Source organism: Paenibacillus sp. FSL F4-0100, assembly GCF_037993005.1.
GTDB lineage: Bacteria > Bacillota > Bacilli > Paenibacillales > Paenibacillaceae > Paenibacillus_AQ.
The window spans coordinates 672,732-688,821 of the sequence record NZ_CP150303.1; the positions used below are offsets into that span (position 1 = coordinate 672,732).

The following is a 16,090-nucleotide window of genomic DNA, read 5'->3' on the forward strand; positions in this document are numbered from 1 at the left end:
AATCCATGTTTAAACGCAGAACCAAATGCGAAGCCTTCTTCGATATATTCAATAATTTCGGCATGCTGATCGTATGTTTTCTGACGATCTACCCGATCTGGTACGTGCTGGTGAATGCCTTCAATGACGGGCAGGATGCCATGCGCGGAGGGATCTACTGGTGGCCGCGGATGTTCAGCCTCGAGAATTTCAGCGCGGTGTTCCAGAGCTCTGGCATCATGACGGCGATGGGCATTACCGTAACCAAAACCGTGATTGGCGTGTTCATTCACGTCCTCTTTACCGCCATGGTGGCTTATGCATTTTCGCGAAAGGGTCTTATTGGCGGTAAAATCTATATTTTGCTGGGAACGGTAACGATGTTTTTCGGCGGCGGACTGATTCCTACTTATCTGTTGATCAAGGATTTGAATATGCTTGACAGTTTCCTGGTTTACATCATACCAGCCATGTTCAGTTTCTTCGATCTCATCATCTTCATGACCTTCTTCAGGGAAATTCCGGACGGTCTGGAGGAAGCGGCAAAGATTGACGGGGCCAATGATTGGTCGATCTTCCTAAGGGTGGTGCTGCCGGTATCGATGCCGGTTATCGCGACAATCGCGTTGTTTCATGGGGTGTACCAGTGGAATGACTATTTCACCGGCGTCATCTACATCAACAATACGGATTTGCAGCCGATCCAGACGTATCTGTATAAGGTCGTCGCACAATCCAGCTCCAATCAGATGATGGCTCAGGTTCCGGGCGGCGTTGCCAAGACGGTCACCTCCCAATCGATCAAAATGGCAACCATGGTTGTAACGACGGCGCCGATCGTCTTCGTCTATCCGTTTCTGCAGCGGTATTTCGTCAAAGGGATGATGATCGGCTCCATTAAAGGTTAATTCTCGGTGTCTGATCATGCAGCTTCCCTCTCCCGGGGGGAGGGGAAGTTCTTACAGGTAGCTTCTCTTGCCTAATTTGGCGGGAGTTCTATATAATCATATTTTTAAATAAGAAAAGGGGTAAACACATGAGCAAGATGCTTAAGCCAAAGAGCCTTCTGTTGTTGATGTTCGCACTGGTCATGGCCTTTACAACAGCATGCTCGTCCGGCGGTGATAATAGCGGCGCGTCGGAAAAAGAAAAAGAGGAAGAAAAGCCGGCAGAAGAAGTAAAATTGACTCAGGATCAGCCGGGATGGGAAGTCGACACCTCCCCGATTACATTTGACTGGTACATCAACTTTGCCTGGTTCCCGAACAAATGGGGCGAGGACATTACTTCTCAATACGTAACCAAAAAGACGGGGGTTAATCTTAATCTGATCGTACCTGCGGGGAACGAAGCCGAGAAGATGAATACGATGATCGCTTCCGGTACATTGCCAGATTTTATTACGCTAGGGTGGTATGAAGACGCTGTCAAAAAGATGATTGAAGGCGATTTGGTCCTGCCGCTGAACGAATTGGCTGATCAATATGATCCGTATTTCTATAAGGTAACGGACCCTGCGAAAGTGTCATGGTACACCAAGGATGATGGTAACATTTACGGTTATCCGAATGCCTCCTCATCCCCGAAGGACTATGAGAAGTTTGGCGACAACATCACATCGAACCAAACCTTCTTGGTACGCAAAGACATGTATGAGGCACTGGGAAGCCCTAATATGCGCACACCGGAAGGGTTCCTGAAAGCGCTTGAGGACGCCAAGAAAATGTTCCCGGATGTGAACGGGCAGCCACTCATTCCGTTTGGATTGCATGATTTCCATGAAAAAGGAAACAGCTCTTTGGAGGGTTACCTGCAGAACTTCCTTGCCATTCCACAGGATAAAGACGGGAAATTGAATGACCGTTCAACAGATCCGGAATATGTAAAATGGTTGAAAACCTTGCGTCTTGCTAATGAAAAAGGATTGATGTCTAAGGATATTTTCGTGGATAAACGTCCGCAGATGGAAGAAAAAATCGCACAGGGACGCTATTTCGCGATGCTGTACCAACGCAGCGATATGGCGAACCAGCAGAACGCGTTGTATGCAAACGATCCGAATTCCGTCTATATCGCTGTGGATGGGCCGGCTAACACCAATCTGGATCAGCCGACGCTGTCGGGTCCTTCGATCTCCGGCTGGACGGTAACCTTGATCTCGAAAAACGTAAAAGACAAAGCGCGTGCCATTCGCTTCCTGGATTACCTGATCTCCGAAGAAGGTCAGCGTGATACTTACCTTGGCGAGAAAGGCGTGACATGGGATACGATCGATGGCAAAGACCAATTCCTGCCAGAGGTTGCAGAGCTGCTGAACAGCGACCGCGGCGCATTCGACAAGAAGTATGGAGCATCCCATACCTTCTGGATGATGATGGATAACAATGTTACGCAGCCTTGGGCGCCTCCGGCCGTGGAACCGTTCAAGCAGATGGAAGACTGGACTCGTGGAAAGACCGAGAGCTTCTCACAATTCGATCAACTGGATCCGGATGCAAGCTCCGAGGAAGGTATCATCAACGACAAGGTGTTGAACGAGTGGGGTAAAATTCTGCCGAAGCTGATCTTTGCCAAAACGGATGCCGAGTTCGATCAGATTTGGAACGATTACCAAGCGAAGCGTGAATCGCTGGGATTTGCGAAAGTGCAGGAATACAGACAGAAAGAATACGAAGAGAACGTGAAGAAGCTTGAGGAATTCTTGAAGTAAGGATGATCCGCTCAGGCAGATGAACAAAATGAAGACTCAAGGTACCCTATTATCGATTTTGTCGAAATAGGGTGCCTTTTGTCGCATCACGAGCTAATATAGGAGGGTATCCGATCGGCTGATGCCGCCTTTCCATTCATGGCTCGGCTGCGGCCATACATAGAAAACGGGAAGTGACAGTCATGATGACACGATTAAGATCGCTTATTCAATCGTTTACTTATTGGTTTGGCCGCAGGTCGATGCAGAGTCGTTTGGTTGCTGCGTATATCTTGATTTTGCTCATTCCGAGCATTATCGTATCGAACTATTTTTTTAAGCAGATCCGCGATACCTATATCAGCGATGCGCTCAACCAGAACTCGTTCCTGTTAGAAATTGAGAAGATGAACATGCTGAACCAGATTGAGGCGATTGAGATGGCCGCTCAGCTGGCAATTTCGGATGACGGGATCAAGGATTATCTCCGGATCAATGAAGAACCGGAGCCGGCGTGGTTAATCGATTTGGCTTGGGGGCCCTTCAAGGATATCCAACGGATCCAAACCAACAATCCGAATATCACGCACCTTCGGTTATATACGAATAATTCCAACGTAACGGAAATGTGGCCTATCATTTTCCAGGAGAAACGGATCGCAAGCGAGCCGTGGTTCCCTAAGATCAAGGATTTGAACGGTGGGGAACTCTGGGTATTCAACTACAGCGATCCCGATATTCTGCAGCGTTACGCTGCCGATGCCTCCGAGGAGCTGCCGAAGGTGTCCTTGATTCGCCAAGTCCTTAGCGGGAGTTACCGTGGCGTGATCCAGGTGGATATGCTGCTCAAGCACTTTGCTCCGAAGACCTTTGCCGGTATCGTGGATGACAGCTCACAGATGGTCATTGTCGATCAGGAAGGACAGCTGTTCATGGACAGAAGCCAATCGTTTATGACCAGTCACGAGGGACTCCGAGATGAGGTGGCGATCCAATTCGCCAATCTGAAGCAGCAGGCGGGTGACTTCGAGAAAACAGTACATGCCCGGTTCAGTTTAAACGGCTCCTCGTTCCTGCTGATTGCGACACCGATGGAACGGCTTCATGCCCATGTGCTGAATATCGTTTCACTGGAAGGGGCGCTGAATAACGTATCCAAAGCCCAGGGGCAGATTATCGCGGCGAACATCGTATTGATTTTTCTGCTGTCGATCATTACGTATTACCTGAATTCCATTATCCTGAAGAGTTTACGCCGTTTAACGGAGACGATGAAGAGAGTCCGCAAGGGCGAAGTGACCGCGACGATTGCCATCCAGGGCGGCGGCGAGGTGGGAGAGCTGGCGCATCATTTTAACAAATTGATCCGCACCATCAATGAACTGATTGCCCAGGGTGTACGCAAGCAAGCGGTGACCAAGGAAGCGGAGCTGCGAACGCTGCACAGCCAGATTGACTCTCATTTCCTATACAATACGCTGGAAAATATAAAGATGCTGGCCGAAATCGAGGGGCAGCGCACAATTTCAGACGCGCTGACCTCCCTTGGCGGGATGATGCGCTATAATTTCAAATGGTCGGGGGAGTACGTCAAACTGAAGGATGAAATTCGCCATATTCGCAATTATATTGATGTCATGAATATCCGGTTTGATGAGCCGATCCGGCTTGAACTTAACATTCCGTCTGAATTCATGGAGCTCGAGGTATTGAAAATGTCGCTGCAGCCCATCGTGGAAAATGCCGTCAAGCATGCCTGGCCCGAGTTCCCGGATCAGGAGAAGCGGATCAAGATCGATGCTATTGCCTGGGAAGAGAACCGGATCACGATTAACGTCACGGATAACGGCATCGGGATGGAGCCTTATCGGCTGGGCAGGCTGAGCGAGATTCTGCGAACGGCGGACAACGAGGAACTCCCCTCCGTAGATTACGGGCGAGGTGGAGTGCAGGCTGGAGGAATCGGACTTCGGAATGTGCACCAGCGAATCCGGTTGTTCTACGGGAATGAATATGGAATCGAAGTGAAGAGCGAAGAGGGGGAGTTCACGCAGGTGACCATGACATTCCCTAAGGTTCTGTTAACAGGAGGAGGCAGTGGACATGAGAAGTCTGATGATCGTGGATGATGAGAAGAATATCCGGTATGGGCTGAAAACGATGATTGAACGGGAATTCCCGGATCAATACGAGATCCGCTTGGCTGCCCAGGGGCAGGACGCGCTGGATTCCTTCCGCGAAGAACCGGCCGAGATCGTCATTACAGACATTCGGATGCCGGTCATGGACGGGATACGCCTCATTGAGGCGCTTGCTGGACTGGAAGAAACAACGGGTGTTAAACCCGTCGTTCTAATCCTGAGCGGATATGACGATTTTGAATATGCGAAGGCGGCGATCCGTTACCAGGTGAAGGAGTACCTGCTTAAGCCGATTCGACGGGATGAGCTGTTCGCTGCCCTCCGAAAGACAGAAGAAGCCTTGGTCCGGCAAGCGGAAGTGAACAACCAGGTGGCCGCCAGTGAATTATATCTTCAGCAGCTGCAGACCCATCGGCTGAAGGAGCTGCTGGAGCTGCCCCAAGGGCTGGGGATGGACATGGAGGCTGCCGCGAGCGAAATCGGGTTTGAATCATTCGTGAAGCCATTCCGGGTAGCGGTGATGAAATACAAGTATGAAGACGGCAATTCCATGAATAAGGATGAGCTGAAGCAATTGATTGATAACATGAGGGCTTCAGTGGAAGGACGGATCAACGCTTGCTTTCTGGACAGCAAGGGGAGGGTCGTGCTCATCGGCAGTCCGGACGGGCAATTCGAGAAGCTGGCACGGCAGTTTACCGAGCGGGAGATGGACGGGCTCTTCGTTGGCATTAGCCGGGAAGGCTTCCGGATCGAAGATATCCGCATCTGTTACATTCAGGCGCTGACCGCCCTGAGCTATACATTCATCCATCCCAACGTCAAGCTGATGAGCCATGATGATATTCAGGGAGAACTGCGCACGTATCCGGTGCCGGAAGAGAGTATCCGCAAGCTGGGCAACATGCTCGGCACAGAGCGGGAGCGGGAGATCCAGGCGCTGCTGCTGGATATTTTCCATATCGGAGATATGCCGCATGTGGCCATCGATTATTTGGAGTTTGTCAGCAAGCGGATCAATGAGCAGGTGCTGGATGAGGTATTCCGTGTGTACGGGGAATCCATGGTGGAAGTGTTGAAGCTATACCGAAAGGTGGGAACGATGGACAATTACCGTCATTTTCACACCTATTTCAGAAATCTGGAGCATTTGCTGCTGCACGTGAATGAATATGTTAAAGGGATTCGTTCCGCCCACAGTGAGCATTCCGAGATCAAGGCAGCGGTGAGTTACATGGAGGAGAATTATCACAGGCCGCTAAACATGGCGATGGTCAGCAATTATGTGTCTTTGAATTATTCTTATTTCAGTGAAGCGTTTAAGGCCCATACGGGTGAGAACTTTGTGGTATATCTTAAGAAGCTGCGGATTACGAAGGCCAAGGACCTGCTCCAGGACGGTGCCATGAAGCTTGCCGACATTGGCAAAGCGGTCGGCTTCGAGAACACCAAGCAATTCTCGCGCGTATTCAAAGAGCTGGAAGGGATCTCGCCGCATGAATACCGGATCAAGGTACAAACGGGTGCGGGATTGCAGCATGAATAGTCCGGCTAACGTTTTGGCATGGTCCTGCCGCATATCTTGAATTGGCGGGATCGATTTTATTTTTTGCGCTGGCGACGATAGATCGCATCTCGTTTTATCCTTAATATGGTAAAATAGAAAAATCGGAGGTGCGTTATGTCGAAAGCAGCGAAATGGATCTGGGTATGGATTGTAGCATTGGTGCTGGTATGCACCGTGTTTCTGATTGAACATCAGAAGAAGATCGAACAGGGGACACAAATGACCTTGCAAAGCATATTGGGCACATCTCTATTTCAAATATGGAGTCATTACACCGACATTCTGGAGTTGAAGTCCATGCCTCTTCATGAAGCGCGCCTTGCAGAAGTACGGCTGAAGCTGGCAGCTATCGAGGCGTATTCCAAGACAGCGGATGAAGCCGTCCGTTCTCAGCTGCTTAACCCCATCGCTGCAAAGTTCCTGGCTCTGTCTGACAGCATAAGGGAGAGTTATGTGGAGAACGGGCGCTTCTCGGACGAAGATATCGAGAAATACGCGATTATTATGCGGGATTCGGAAGCATTGATTCCTCTGATGTACAAGGTCTATTACGTTTCGGAATCGGTTGAGGGGGGCGAAGTCAACCTGGACATCTCCGATTACGGCGAATTGGTAGCGCTTAACAACCGGTTAAAGCATGATCTGGATGGTTTTACTACGAAGAAGTAATTTAGTGAATCCAAGGACCCAGAGAAGAACGATATGGATGACAGAAAAAAAGACACCGGATCGGCTTTCCTGGGACATACCTGGAATTCGCGATCGGGTGTCTTTTCTATATGCAGGATTATGTAATCCCCATGTTATTTATTGAGCTGCAGTCTCTAATGTGGACAGCGTCATTTCCATTTTGCGGGTGATTTCTTTCTGCCATTTCACATCTCCAAGCTGGATCGCAAGGTTCAGCAGGTCTAGATAATCATCGATTTGCAGAGAACAGCGGCGGGAAGTCGTCTTCATAAGTCAATCGGCTCTCCTTTATATATAAACTCTCCAAGCGAAGCGTGTAGGAGCTCAAACGTCCATTCTCAACACATTCTCACTTGTCCGGTAATGATAATCATTATCATATGGCTAATTCTCATTATAAAGAGTTCCCGCACAGGTTGCAAGTCACTTTCTTAGATTTTTGCGTAAAAATGAATTAATTCATAAAGAACCGCTGCCTGTATTTACGCGGCGAGATCCCTTCCTGCTTCGTGAAACAGGAGGTGAAGTACGCTGCATGATTGAAACCGACCTCTTCAGCGACCCGGCTGATGCTGTAGTCCGTCTGCATGAGGAGCATTTTGGCCTGCTCGATCCGGTAGCGCTGCAAATATTCAACAGGCGAACAGCCGAATTCCTTCTGCATGCAGCGTGCGATATAAACAGGGTGGAAGTTAATGCGTTCGCCAAGATCCTGCACCTTGAACTCCTCACGGTAATGCTTCCGCAGATACGCCGCGGCCTGCTCGGCACAGGCAGAGGAAGGGGAGGACATCGGTGTATCCAGTGCGGCGGCCAGCTGTTCGATGAGCTCTTGGAACACCACCTGCTGCCGCCATAGAAATTTGGCCTGGTGACCGTACTGAACGAGCGAAGACATGGTAGCCAGGAGCTCCAGGGCCTTTTCCGGTTGAGGAAGGGTGCCAAATTGGGGGATATTAACGGAAAAATAGTTCGGCGTCATCGCCTTCAGCTCCGGAGCCTCTTCTCTTCTAGGCGTTTGGCATGCCTCGTCCGCATGCCACTCCCCGGAGGTTTGGAAATGAAGCCAGTAATAATCGGTCTCCACCGTGCATCCCTTCGTGCCGAAATGATGCGTATCGGGACGCAGGATGAGGAACATGCCGGGTTCGATTTCATAAGGAATGCCATTCTCCGTGACATGGAGCTCCCCCTTCATGACCACGAGCAGGTCAAAGATACCGATGTTTTTACGGTTGGGATGTCCGCTGTGAATAGGAGCGCGGGTGAGCCCGCTATTGATATATTCCGGCAGCGGCGGAACGGTAAAATTCAGGATTGTCATAAGAAAGCCCTTTCGTAATTCTCGAGGTTTGAATTTTGATAGTTTTCGTTCGGAAAATGATATTATAACTCCAGTATACCATCTATAATTTGAGAAGGTTAAAGACCGTTTCATCATGAATTATGTTTAACCCTTACATCATGGGCGGAGGTTGGAATGTTGGATAAAAACACAAACAAATTTACATTATGGGTTCTCGCATGGCCCATATTCATCGAGCTGTTCCTGCAGTTTTTGCTGGGAGCGGTGGATACATTGATGGTCAGCCGGATTTCCGATGATGCGGTTGCGGTGGTTGGCTTCTCCAATCAGTTGTTTCAGGCTATGACAACGTTGTTCATGACGGTTGCCAGCGGTGCCGGCATTCTCATCGCTCAGAAGATCGGTTCGCATAAAACGGGCGATGCCCGAACGATCGGCATCATGGCGGTGAGTGTCACCACGATCATCGGATTGGTGTGCAGCGGGATATTATTTGCGATGCCGGAGGCCATCGCTTCGGTCCTCCAACTGCCGGACCATTTGCTTCCGCTTGCCGGAACGTATATCTCCATTGTCGGCGGCGGGATGGTGCTGATTGCCATGATGGCTACGATGAGCACCGTCATCCGGAATACCGGCAATACGCGTGCACCGATGTATGTCGCGATCGGAATGAATATCATTCACGTTGTTATGAACTATGGGTTTATTTTCGGCGCTTTCGGGTTCCCGCAGTGGGGACTTACCGGTGTCGCGATCTCGACGGTGGTCAGCCGTCTGCTCGCTGTGCTCTTACTGCTGTATATATTCCTTCGTTCATTTGAATATCGGATCAAATGGAAGGAGTTCCGTGTGTTCAACCGTCCGCTGTTCGGCGAAATTCTGAAGATTGGATGGCCGCTCGGCATCAATATGTCTTGCTGGGTGTTCACGCAGCTGATCATCTATTCCTTCATTGCAACGCTGGGCGCTGCCGAGCTGGCTGCGCGCACGTATATGAATACACTGGAATCCTTCTGTTTCTTACTGGGTTCTTCGATTGCGATGGCTGCCCAGATTCAGATCGCGCATCTGTTTGGCGCGGGCCGGATCAAGGAGGCTTATCGGAGCGCGTATCGCGCGCTGGGCGTCGGGGCTGTTTATGTTGTAGTCAATGCCTTCCTTCTGTATGTGTTCGGGAAGCAGCTGCTGGGGCTGTTTACGGACGATAAGACGATCATTGCGATAGGCGCATCGCTCCTGGGCATGAATCTAATTCTCCAGCCGGGCAAAATGCTCAACATGGCCCTCGGCAACTCGCTTAACGCCGTCGGAGACACGAGGTTTACGATGTATATTTCCCTGGGCTCGATGTGGCTGGTCGCTACCGTGCTCTCTTATGTACTTGGCATTCACATGGGATGGGGGCTCATCGGCATATACTCCTGCATGATTGCCGACGAGTATTTGCGGGGTATGCTGTCCTTCTTCCGCTGGCGCGGGCAGAAGCACTTGAGAAAGGCAGAGCAGGTAGAGCCGGCGAGCCATCAGGCACAGCCAATGGAACCGATCCCGGCGCAAGCGTAATGACGGGCTATAATATAGAAAAAGGATACTTCGGCCGTGCGGCATCGGGGTATCCTTTTTTTGCCATACTATAAAATTAACGTACTCGAAAACTTTTCACCTGCATGCCGGGGTATTGTAAGTGTTTGGCCAAGTGAAAGGAGGCAAGCACGGTGTGGTAAACGACCTTATACAACGATTAAAGATGGAATACAGCGACGAACTGTTTGAACAACTGTATCGGTTATATGCGGATCGGGCGATTCGAACGGCAACCGCAATCACCGGGAGTCCGGCAAGCGCCGCCGATGTGGTCCAGGAAACGTTTATCCGGGTTTACCGTAATCTGGAGTCCTATGATTTGAGCAGGCCCTTTGATCCATGGTTCAACCGGATTCTCTATAACGAGTGCAACCGGTATTTGAAGAAACATGCGAGGGTGGTGCCTTCCGAGATTTCGGAGGAGAGGGATCTTCCCTCGGAGAACGACACCTACGATTTTGACCGGCACGGCGAGGTATATGAGCTGGTGCAGCGGCTGGATGACCAGCACCGGATTCCCGTCATTTTGAAATATTTGAATGATGTTACCGAGAAGGATATCGCGTACATGATGGAGCTGAACGTCAACACAGTGAAGTCCAGATTGTTCAAAGCTCGAAAGAAGCTGAAGGAATGGATACTGAAGAATAGGGGAGGGAATCAGCATGGGACGTGATCCATTGGATCTAGAGATTACAGACGGTCTGAAAAAGGGTACGAATGATGCGCTGCGACATAAAGACGAGATTTGGATAGCGATTAAAGAGCGGATTCATAGCGAGCAAGCCCAGCGGCCTGCGAAATCGGAGACTCCCTTCGCACCGCGGGAATCGAAAGGGCGCCGCCGTTCGGGACGAAGAGCGGCAGGATGGATTGCGGGAACCGCTGCTGCGGCAGCTATTGTGCTGACCGTCAGCTTCCAGACGGCACCGGTTCAGGCGTTTATTGATCAGGTGAAGGAATGGTTTGCTCCCCAGAAAACGGTCGAGCAGGAGCTTGAGGGCACGCCGGAAACAAGCGTAGATCAGCTGCATGAGGGTGCGGATTACGTCATTTACATTGATGAGAGCCGGTTTAAAATGGTTCATGAATCGGGCGTGGACCGCATTGAATTGAAGGAGAAGCCGACGGATGATCGCTATCCGGAAGTGTTCATGGAAATTTCGCAGGAGGGCATCGATCCAAAGACCGCCGCGGATCGGATCCAGGCGGAGCTGCAAGAGTATCCGAAGGTCGAGTCGAATTCGGTGGATGAACCGATTCAAGGCTGGGAAGTGCGTGCCGTTGGCGGAACCGGCGGCAAAGAGTGGGATGATCCGGTTATACGGTATTACGTATTTGATAACGGGCAGGGCGGCAGCTTTGTCGTGAAGCAGCAGTATTTCCTGGAGGCTTCCGAAGGCTTCGGTGCGCGTTTTCATAACATGATGAAGGAATTCCATATTACGACCAATACAAATGCAGAGTCTGACAGTAAGTAGATAGCTTCAGTTTATGATATAAACAAGGATAGTCCAATCGAATGATGAGAGGCTATCCTTTTTAAGTGATTAAAGATCGGTTAGAAGTGCTAGCAGATAACAATATGTAATGTTACATAACATTATCAAGGTCTAATGAATATATTGAGCACTCCCTAATTCTGGGATATATTATTTTTAATTTATTGAAAATGCCCATAAATCAAATGATAATGATGGATATCTTTAATTGGAAACGCTTTTCCTATTGCATGTTCGATTTGTTATATTAAATAACATTAAATAGAATAACTCTAACGAACACATATTTTAATGTTATGTATTATTACATAAAAGGAGAGTGCCATAATGAAACCAAAGTCAAAACGTCCTTTAGCGGTCTGGAGTACCGCTGCATTCACCGCTTTTGTTATTTCTTTATCTCCTCTTGGAACCTATGCGGCACATGCTGCCACAGTGACGGAAGTGAAAGGAACGGTTAGTACGGCTGCACCCGTACAGACTCCTGCAACGCCGGGAAGGAATACGACGGTACCTCCACTATCGGAAGCTTCTAAGCAATCGACCAAGCCGAACGTGCTGGTCATTGCGACAGGCGGGACTTTGGCAGGCCAATCGACGGATGCCACCAGTTTTCAATCTTATCGGGCGGGTACGCTGAAGATTGAAAATATGGTGGGCGAGCTTCCGAATACGGACAAGATTGCGGATATCAGCACGCTCCAGTTCGGCAACTCCGGGTCAAGCGCTTATACCATGGCGGATTTATACGATCTTTCCCGGACCGTCGACAAAGCGTTGAAGGTATACGATAGCGTCGTTGTGACGACGGGGACGGATACGATGGAAGAGATCGCGTACTTCCTCGATCTGACGGTGCAAAGCGACAAACCCGTCGTTATCACGGGTTCCATGAGACCTTGGACGGTGATTGGTTCCGATGCCCAAGCGAACCTGTACAACGCGATCAAGCTTGCCGGAAGCGGCCGTACGGATTCCTTCGGCACGGTGCTGATGCTGAATGATACGATTCATCTGGCACGCGGCGTAACCAAGACCAATGACTACCGTACCGACACGTTCGAAACGCCTATGCTGGGCGCGGTCGGATATATCGATGACGAGAATATCCGTATCTACCGGGCTCCCCTCCGTGCAATGAGGGGGAAAGGTCAAGGCAAACCGGTGTTTGACCTGAGCAAAATCTCGAAAGGGGATCTGGCGAAGGTCGAAATTGCGATCTCCTATCAGGAAGCCGGCGGCGGTGCGATTAAAGGCTTTGTGGCAGACGGAGCCAAAGGCATCGTCACTTCCGGCACTGGTGCAGGCGGCATCTCGAAAGAGATGAGCGCGGCCCGCAAGGATGCTATCGAGAAGGGGGTGGTTTTCGTAACAACGACCCGTACAGGCTCCGGCAGCGTATACGGCGGCGGAGAGGGTATCATTTCAGGTGACAACCTTAGCCCTCAACAAGCCCGCGTTCTGCTGCTGCTCTCCTTGTCCTTTACGGATGATTTCAATACCATTAAGGGTTGGTTCGCAACCTACGGAACACCTGAAGTGTAATCTTAGTTACTCTATTTGGCTACTCCTTATTCCTACTGAACCATGAAATTCCTTCCACCAATATATTTGCCGCCAGGGATAACCTGGCGGTCTTTTTTTGTTCGCAAGCACGAAGAGACAAATGGCTATTTGCGGCTGTCAGATTCAGCGGCTGAAAATAACATTCCTGCCAATCGGATTATAGCCGAGGAGTTCTGCATCAACCGGATGGTAACAGGGGCGTGAGCGTTGAGGATATTTTCGTCGATTTATTGCTTTCTATGTCAGCTATTTGTATACTTTACAATAGTAAACGATTACTATAAGTGAGGGATCCTATGAAGAAGCCGACCACGATACATGATATAGCGAAGATGGCAAATGTTTCTTCGGCGACGGTTTCGCGCGTGTTAAGCAACAGCAGTTATCCTGTCAGCAAGGAGCTTAAAGAGCGCATCCGGCAAATCGCGAAGGAGTCCAATTATATTCCGAATATGCTCGGCAAACAGCTGAAGAAGAACAGCAGCAATACAATCGGAGTCATCATACCTTCTATTGTGAATCCATTCTATTCCTCCGTCATATTCGGGATCGAAGAGGTGGCTCGGCAGAATAGTTTTACGGTTATCGTATGCAATTCCCTGCAAGACCCGGCGCTGGAAGATGAATATTTAAGGACGATCATGGAGAAACAGGTCAAAGGCCTGATCATCTCCTCGATCTCCAAGGATAAGAGCCAGTTGACTCAGTTGATGAAGCTTGGACTGAACGTCATCGCCATCGATCAGAAGATCGACGAGGATAACATTAACCAGATTGAGTTCGACTATCACAAAGCCGGTTACATCGCAACCAAGCATCTGCAGGAGAAGGGGCATGAACGGATCGGTTACGTTACTTCCAAGCTGGATCGCCCAAGTCGCCGAAGCATCCATCAGGGTTATATGTCGGCGATGAAGGACGTGGGTCTCAAGCCGCTGGTGGTCGAGTCGCCGACCGAAGAAGTGTATAATGCGATTACCGAATTCGATACGGGCAAGCAGCTCACGCAGAAATTGCTGGAGCATTCTTCGCCGCAGCCGACGGCGATTTTTGCATGCAACGACATGATGGCCTTTGGGGTGATCAACGAATTGTCACAGCGTGATATCCAAGTGCCGGAGCAGATTTCAGTTATGGGCTTTGACGGCATTGATGTGGGGCAGATGATTCATCCGCCGCTTACAACGATTAAGCAGCCCGATTACGAGATGGGGAAGATGGCCTGCAAAATGCTGCTGGATATGATGCAGGGCGACGATAGTCCGATGTTTGATGTTATGCTGCAGCCTAAATTGCTGGAGAGAAAATCGGTCCGGGATATCCGGGAAAACAAGTGAATACAAGGATGGCATAAAGCCCGGGCATCACTGCTCGGGCTTTATTTGTTTTCATAATAAAAGATATCGATTACTAACTTTTTGCCTATCCTTCTCTTGATTCAACAAGTGGAAAACAATGCCTATTAAACCTCGGAATACCTTATATAACGCTTGAATTCAGACTTTTATAATAAAAAAACATCGAAGGAGAATAGAAAACTCTATTCAAGAAAGGGCTTCCATGCTATACTCGTTACAGAAATCGATTACTATAAAAATAATGCCTTTTGGTATGAGTTGGAGCAGAAAACACGCAATCCTGTTTTTTAAACAAAAAAGGAGGGTTTTCAATGTCAAAAAAGGTAAAGGTATTCACCCTGATGCTGGCGTTTATGATGATTTTCACGGCATGCTCCTCATCCGGAGGGTCAACCGACGGGGAAACTCCGCCGGGCGAACCGGGAGGCAGCAAAGACAAAGTGACGCTCAAGATTGGGCTTCCCGGCAGTTATGAGGTGACGAGTAAGGAAATTATCGATGGCTTTATTGCTTCCCATCCCCACATCAACGTTGAAATTCAAGAAGCGCCATGGGGGGACTTTACGTCCAAGATCGCCACGCAGATTGCAGGCAACACCATGCCGGACGTCTGGTTCCAAGAGAACGCCACCATACTTAGCTACGGACAGCGCGGTGTAGCAGAGGATTTATCCTCTTACATTGAAGCTGATTTGAAGGCAGACGAATACATCGATGGCTTGTTCTCGGCCAAAACGCCTGAAGGCAAGATCTGGGGTGTACCTCACGGTATTAACCCGATTGCACTCGCGTATAACCAGGATGTTTTTGAGAAAGCCGGCGTGCCAGTGCCGACCGACGATTGGACCTATGACGACCTGATTGAGGCCTCCAAGAAGCTGACGATCAAAGAAGGAGACAAAACGAGCCAATTCGGATTTATCGGATCCTTTTCCATAACCAATGGCTGGTTCCCTTGGATCAAGCAGGCAGGCGGCTCTGCCCTGGACGATACCCTGACGAAATCGCGGTTTGACGATCCCAAGACTGCGGTCGGTTTACAGCAGCTGTATGATGGGCTGGACCAGGGATATTTTGCGGATATCGACTTTCTAAAAGCGAACGGCGGCGAGCTCGAAGTATTCGCAAGCGGCAAGGCTGCGATGTACTTCCTCCAATACAGCTTGCAGGTGAATATGAACGAGAGTTTTGCCGATACGAACTGGGATGTTGTCAAAATTCCGAAAGGCGTTGACGGCAAACGTTATGTTCCGATGGTAGCCAACACGTGGCTGGTCTCCTCCAGAGCGAAGCAGGAATCGAAGGATGCCGCCTGGGAGTTCCTGAAATATTACCTCGGCGATGAAGTGCAGGACATGATCGTTAAGACGGGATCCACGCTTCCCGTGAAGAAGTCGGCACTGGATCAATTGAAGGACAGCACAACCAAACCGCTGAACAAAGAGGCTTTCACGGACGGCATTAACGAAGGCGGCGTTACCCTGGATGAAAATGCTACTTGGAGCGAATGGCGCATTCTGGTGCAGCAGGTGGTCAATGAAATCATGGTAGGCAATGTCTCGGTTGAAGACGGCGTGAAAGATATTCATACCAAAGTTCAGAACGTACTGGACTCCAGTAAATAGCTTCATGGGATAAGAGCGGTGCAGTCTTGACGACGTATCGGGCTGCACCTCTCTTCCCGCTATCGAAAGGTAGGTGTGTC

Annotated in this window: 13 protein-coding genes; 11 read left to right on the forward strand and 2 right to left on the reverse strand. The window is 49.6% G+C overall.

The window, feature by feature from the left end:
• Positions 1-5: 5 nt before the first annotated feature.
• The 5 genes from MHH48_RS02960 to MHH48_RS02980 all read left to right on the forward strand — a co-directional run bounded on the left by MHH48_RS02960 (position 6) and on the right by MHH48_RS02980 (position 7,045).
• Positions 6-887 (forward strand): carbohydrate ABC transporter permease, encoded by an 882-nt coding sequence (locus MHH48_RS02960; protein ID WP_076322344.1) that lies wholly within the window; start codon positions 6-8, stop codon positions 885-887.
• Positions 888-1,015: 128 nt separating this feature from the next.
• Positions 1,016-2,689, forward strand: coding sequence for an extracellular solute-binding protein (locus MHH48_RS02965; protein ID WP_179090621.1), 1,674 nt, complete (start codon positions 1,016-1,018; stop codon positions 2,687-2,689).
• A gap of 182 nt (positions 2,690-2,871) precedes the next feature.
• Entirely contained in the window at positions 2,872-4,797 is a 1,926-nt protein-coding gene (locus tag MHH48_RS02970) for a sensor histidine kinase (RefSeq protein ID WP_076322343.1), read from the forward strand.
• Positions 4,772-6,355, forward strand: coding sequence for a helix-turn-helix domain-containing protein (locus MHH48_RS02975; RefSeq protein WP_076322342.1), 1,584 nt, complete (start codon positions 4,772-4,774; stop codon positions 6,353-6,355). Before MHH48_RS02970 ends, MHH48_RS02975 begins: the two co-directional genes overlap by 26 nt.
• Positions 6,356-6,490: 135 nt before the next feature.
• A complete protein-coding gene (locus tag MHH48_RS02980) occupies positions 6,491-7,045 on the forward strand; it encodes a hypothetical protein (RefSeq protein ID WP_076322341.1) in 555 nt (184 codons plus the stop codon).
• A 138-nt stretch (positions 7,046-7,183) separates the two neighbouring features.
• On the opposite strand, the gene MHH48_RS02985 is transcribed toward MHH48_RS02980, so the two are convergent.
• Positions 7,184-7,336, reverse strand: coding sequence for a hypothetical protein (locus MHH48_RS02985; RefSeq protein WP_179090620.1), 153 nt, complete (start codon positions 7,334-7,336; stop codon positions 7,184-7,186).
• 184 nt (positions 7,337-7,520) lie between these two features.
• Positions 7,521-8,390, reverse strand: coding sequence for an AraC family transcriptional regulator (locus MHH48_RS02990; protein WP_076322340.1), 870 nt, complete (start codon positions 8,388-8,390; stop codon positions 7,521-7,523).
• 156 nt (positions 8,391-8,546) lie between these two features.
• On the opposite strand from MHH48_RS02990, the gene MHH48_RS02995 reads away from it, so the two are divergent.
• The 6 genes from MHH48_RS02995 (at position 8,547) to MHH48_RS03020 (ending at position 16,010) form a co-directional block, all read left to right on the forward strand.
• Positions 8,547-9,938 carry an MATE family efflux transporter gene (locus MHH48_RS02995; protein WP_076322339.1) on the forward strand — a complete coding sequence of 464 codons (1,392 nt, stop codon included), beginning with the start codon at positions 8,547-8,549 and terminating at the stop codon, positions 9,936-9,938.
• Positions 9,939-10,092: 154 nt separating this feature from the next.
• Positions 10,093-10,635: a sigma-70 family RNA polymerase sigma factor gene (locus MHH48_RS03000; RefSeq protein ID WP_076322338.1), complete on the forward strand. Its 543-nt coding sequence runs from the start codon at positions 10,093-10,095 to the stop codon at positions 10,633-10,635.
• Complete coding sequence (locus MHH48_RS03005) at positions 10,625-11,440, forward strand: hypothetical protein (protein WP_076322337.1); 816 nt, start codon at positions 10,625-10,627, stop codon at positions 11,438-11,440. Before MHH48_RS03000 ends, MHH48_RS03005 begins: the two co-directional genes overlap by 11 nt.
• Positions 11,441-11,785: 345 nt before the next feature.
• A complete protein-coding gene (locus MHH48_RS03010; RefSeq protein WP_076322336.1) occupies positions 11,786-13,006 on the forward strand; it encodes an asparaginase in 1,221 nt (406 codons plus the stop codon).
• A 317-nt stretch (positions 13,007-13,323) separates the two neighbouring features.
• Positions 13,324-14,364 carry a LacI family DNA-binding transcriptional regulator gene (locus MHH48_RS03015; RefSeq protein WP_076322335.1) on the forward strand — a complete coding sequence of 347 codons (1,041 nt, stop codon included), beginning with the start codon at positions 13,324-13,326 and terminating at the stop codon, positions 14,362-14,364.
• Positions 14,365-14,696: 332 nt separating this feature from the next.
• The gene (locus MHH48_RS03020) at positions 14,697-16,010 is read left to right on the forward strand and encodes a sugar ABC transporter substrate-binding protein (protein WP_076322334.1); all 1,314 of its coding nucleotides are present in this window, start codon (positions 14,697-14,699) and stop codon (positions 16,008-16,010) included.
• Positions 16,011-16,090 lie beyond the last annotated feature (80 nt).

What these genes read in the sequence shown, in the direction of transcription:
- MHH48_RS02960 (WP_076322344.1), top strand. Translation starts at nt 6, where the DNA reads ATGTTTAAACGCAGAACCAAATGCGAAGCCTTCTTCGATATATTCAAT.
- MHH48_RS02965 (WP_179090621.1), top strand. Translation starts at nt 1,016, where the DNA reads ATGAGCAAGATGCTTAAGCCAAAGAGCCTTCTGTTGTTGATGTTCGCA.
- MHH48_RS02970 (WP_076322343.1), top strand. Translation starts at nt 2,872, where the DNA reads ATGATGACACGATTAAGATCGCTTATTCAATCGTTTACTTATTGGTTT.
- MHH48_RS02975 (WP_076322342.1), top strand. Translation starts at nt 4,772, where the DNA reads ATGAGAAGTCTGATGATCGTGGATGATGAGAAGAATATCCGGTATGGG.
- MHH48_RS02980 (WP_076322341.1), top strand. Translation starts at nt 6,491, where the DNA reads ATGTCGAAAGCAGCGAAATGGATCTGGGTATGGATTGTAGCATTGGTG.
- MHH48_RS02985 (WP_179090620.1), bottom strand. Translation starts at nt 7,336, where the DNA reads ATGAAGACGACTTCCCGCCGCTGTTCTCTGCAAATCGATGATTATCTA.
- MHH48_RS02990 (WP_076322340.1), bottom strand. Translation starts at nt 8,390, where the DNA reads ATGACAATCCTGAATTTTACCGTTCCGCCGCTGCCGGAATATATCAAT.
- MHH48_RS02995 (WP_076322339.1), top strand. Translation starts at nt 8,547, where the DNA reads ATGTTGGATAAAAACACAAACAAATTTACATTATGGGTTCTCGCATGG.
- MHH48_RS03005 (WP_076322337.1), top strand. Translation starts at nt 10,625, where the DNA reads ATGGGACGTGATCCATTGGATCTAGAGATTACAGACGGTCTGAAAAAG.
- MHH48_RS03015 (WP_076322335.1), top strand. Translation starts at nt 13,324, where the DNA reads ATGAAGAAGCCGACCACGATACATGATATAGCGAAGATGGCAAATGTT.
- MHH48_RS03020 (WP_076322334.1), top strand. Translation starts at nt 14,697, where the DNA reads ATGTCAAAAAAGGTAAAGGTATTCACCCTGATGCTGGCGTTTATGATG.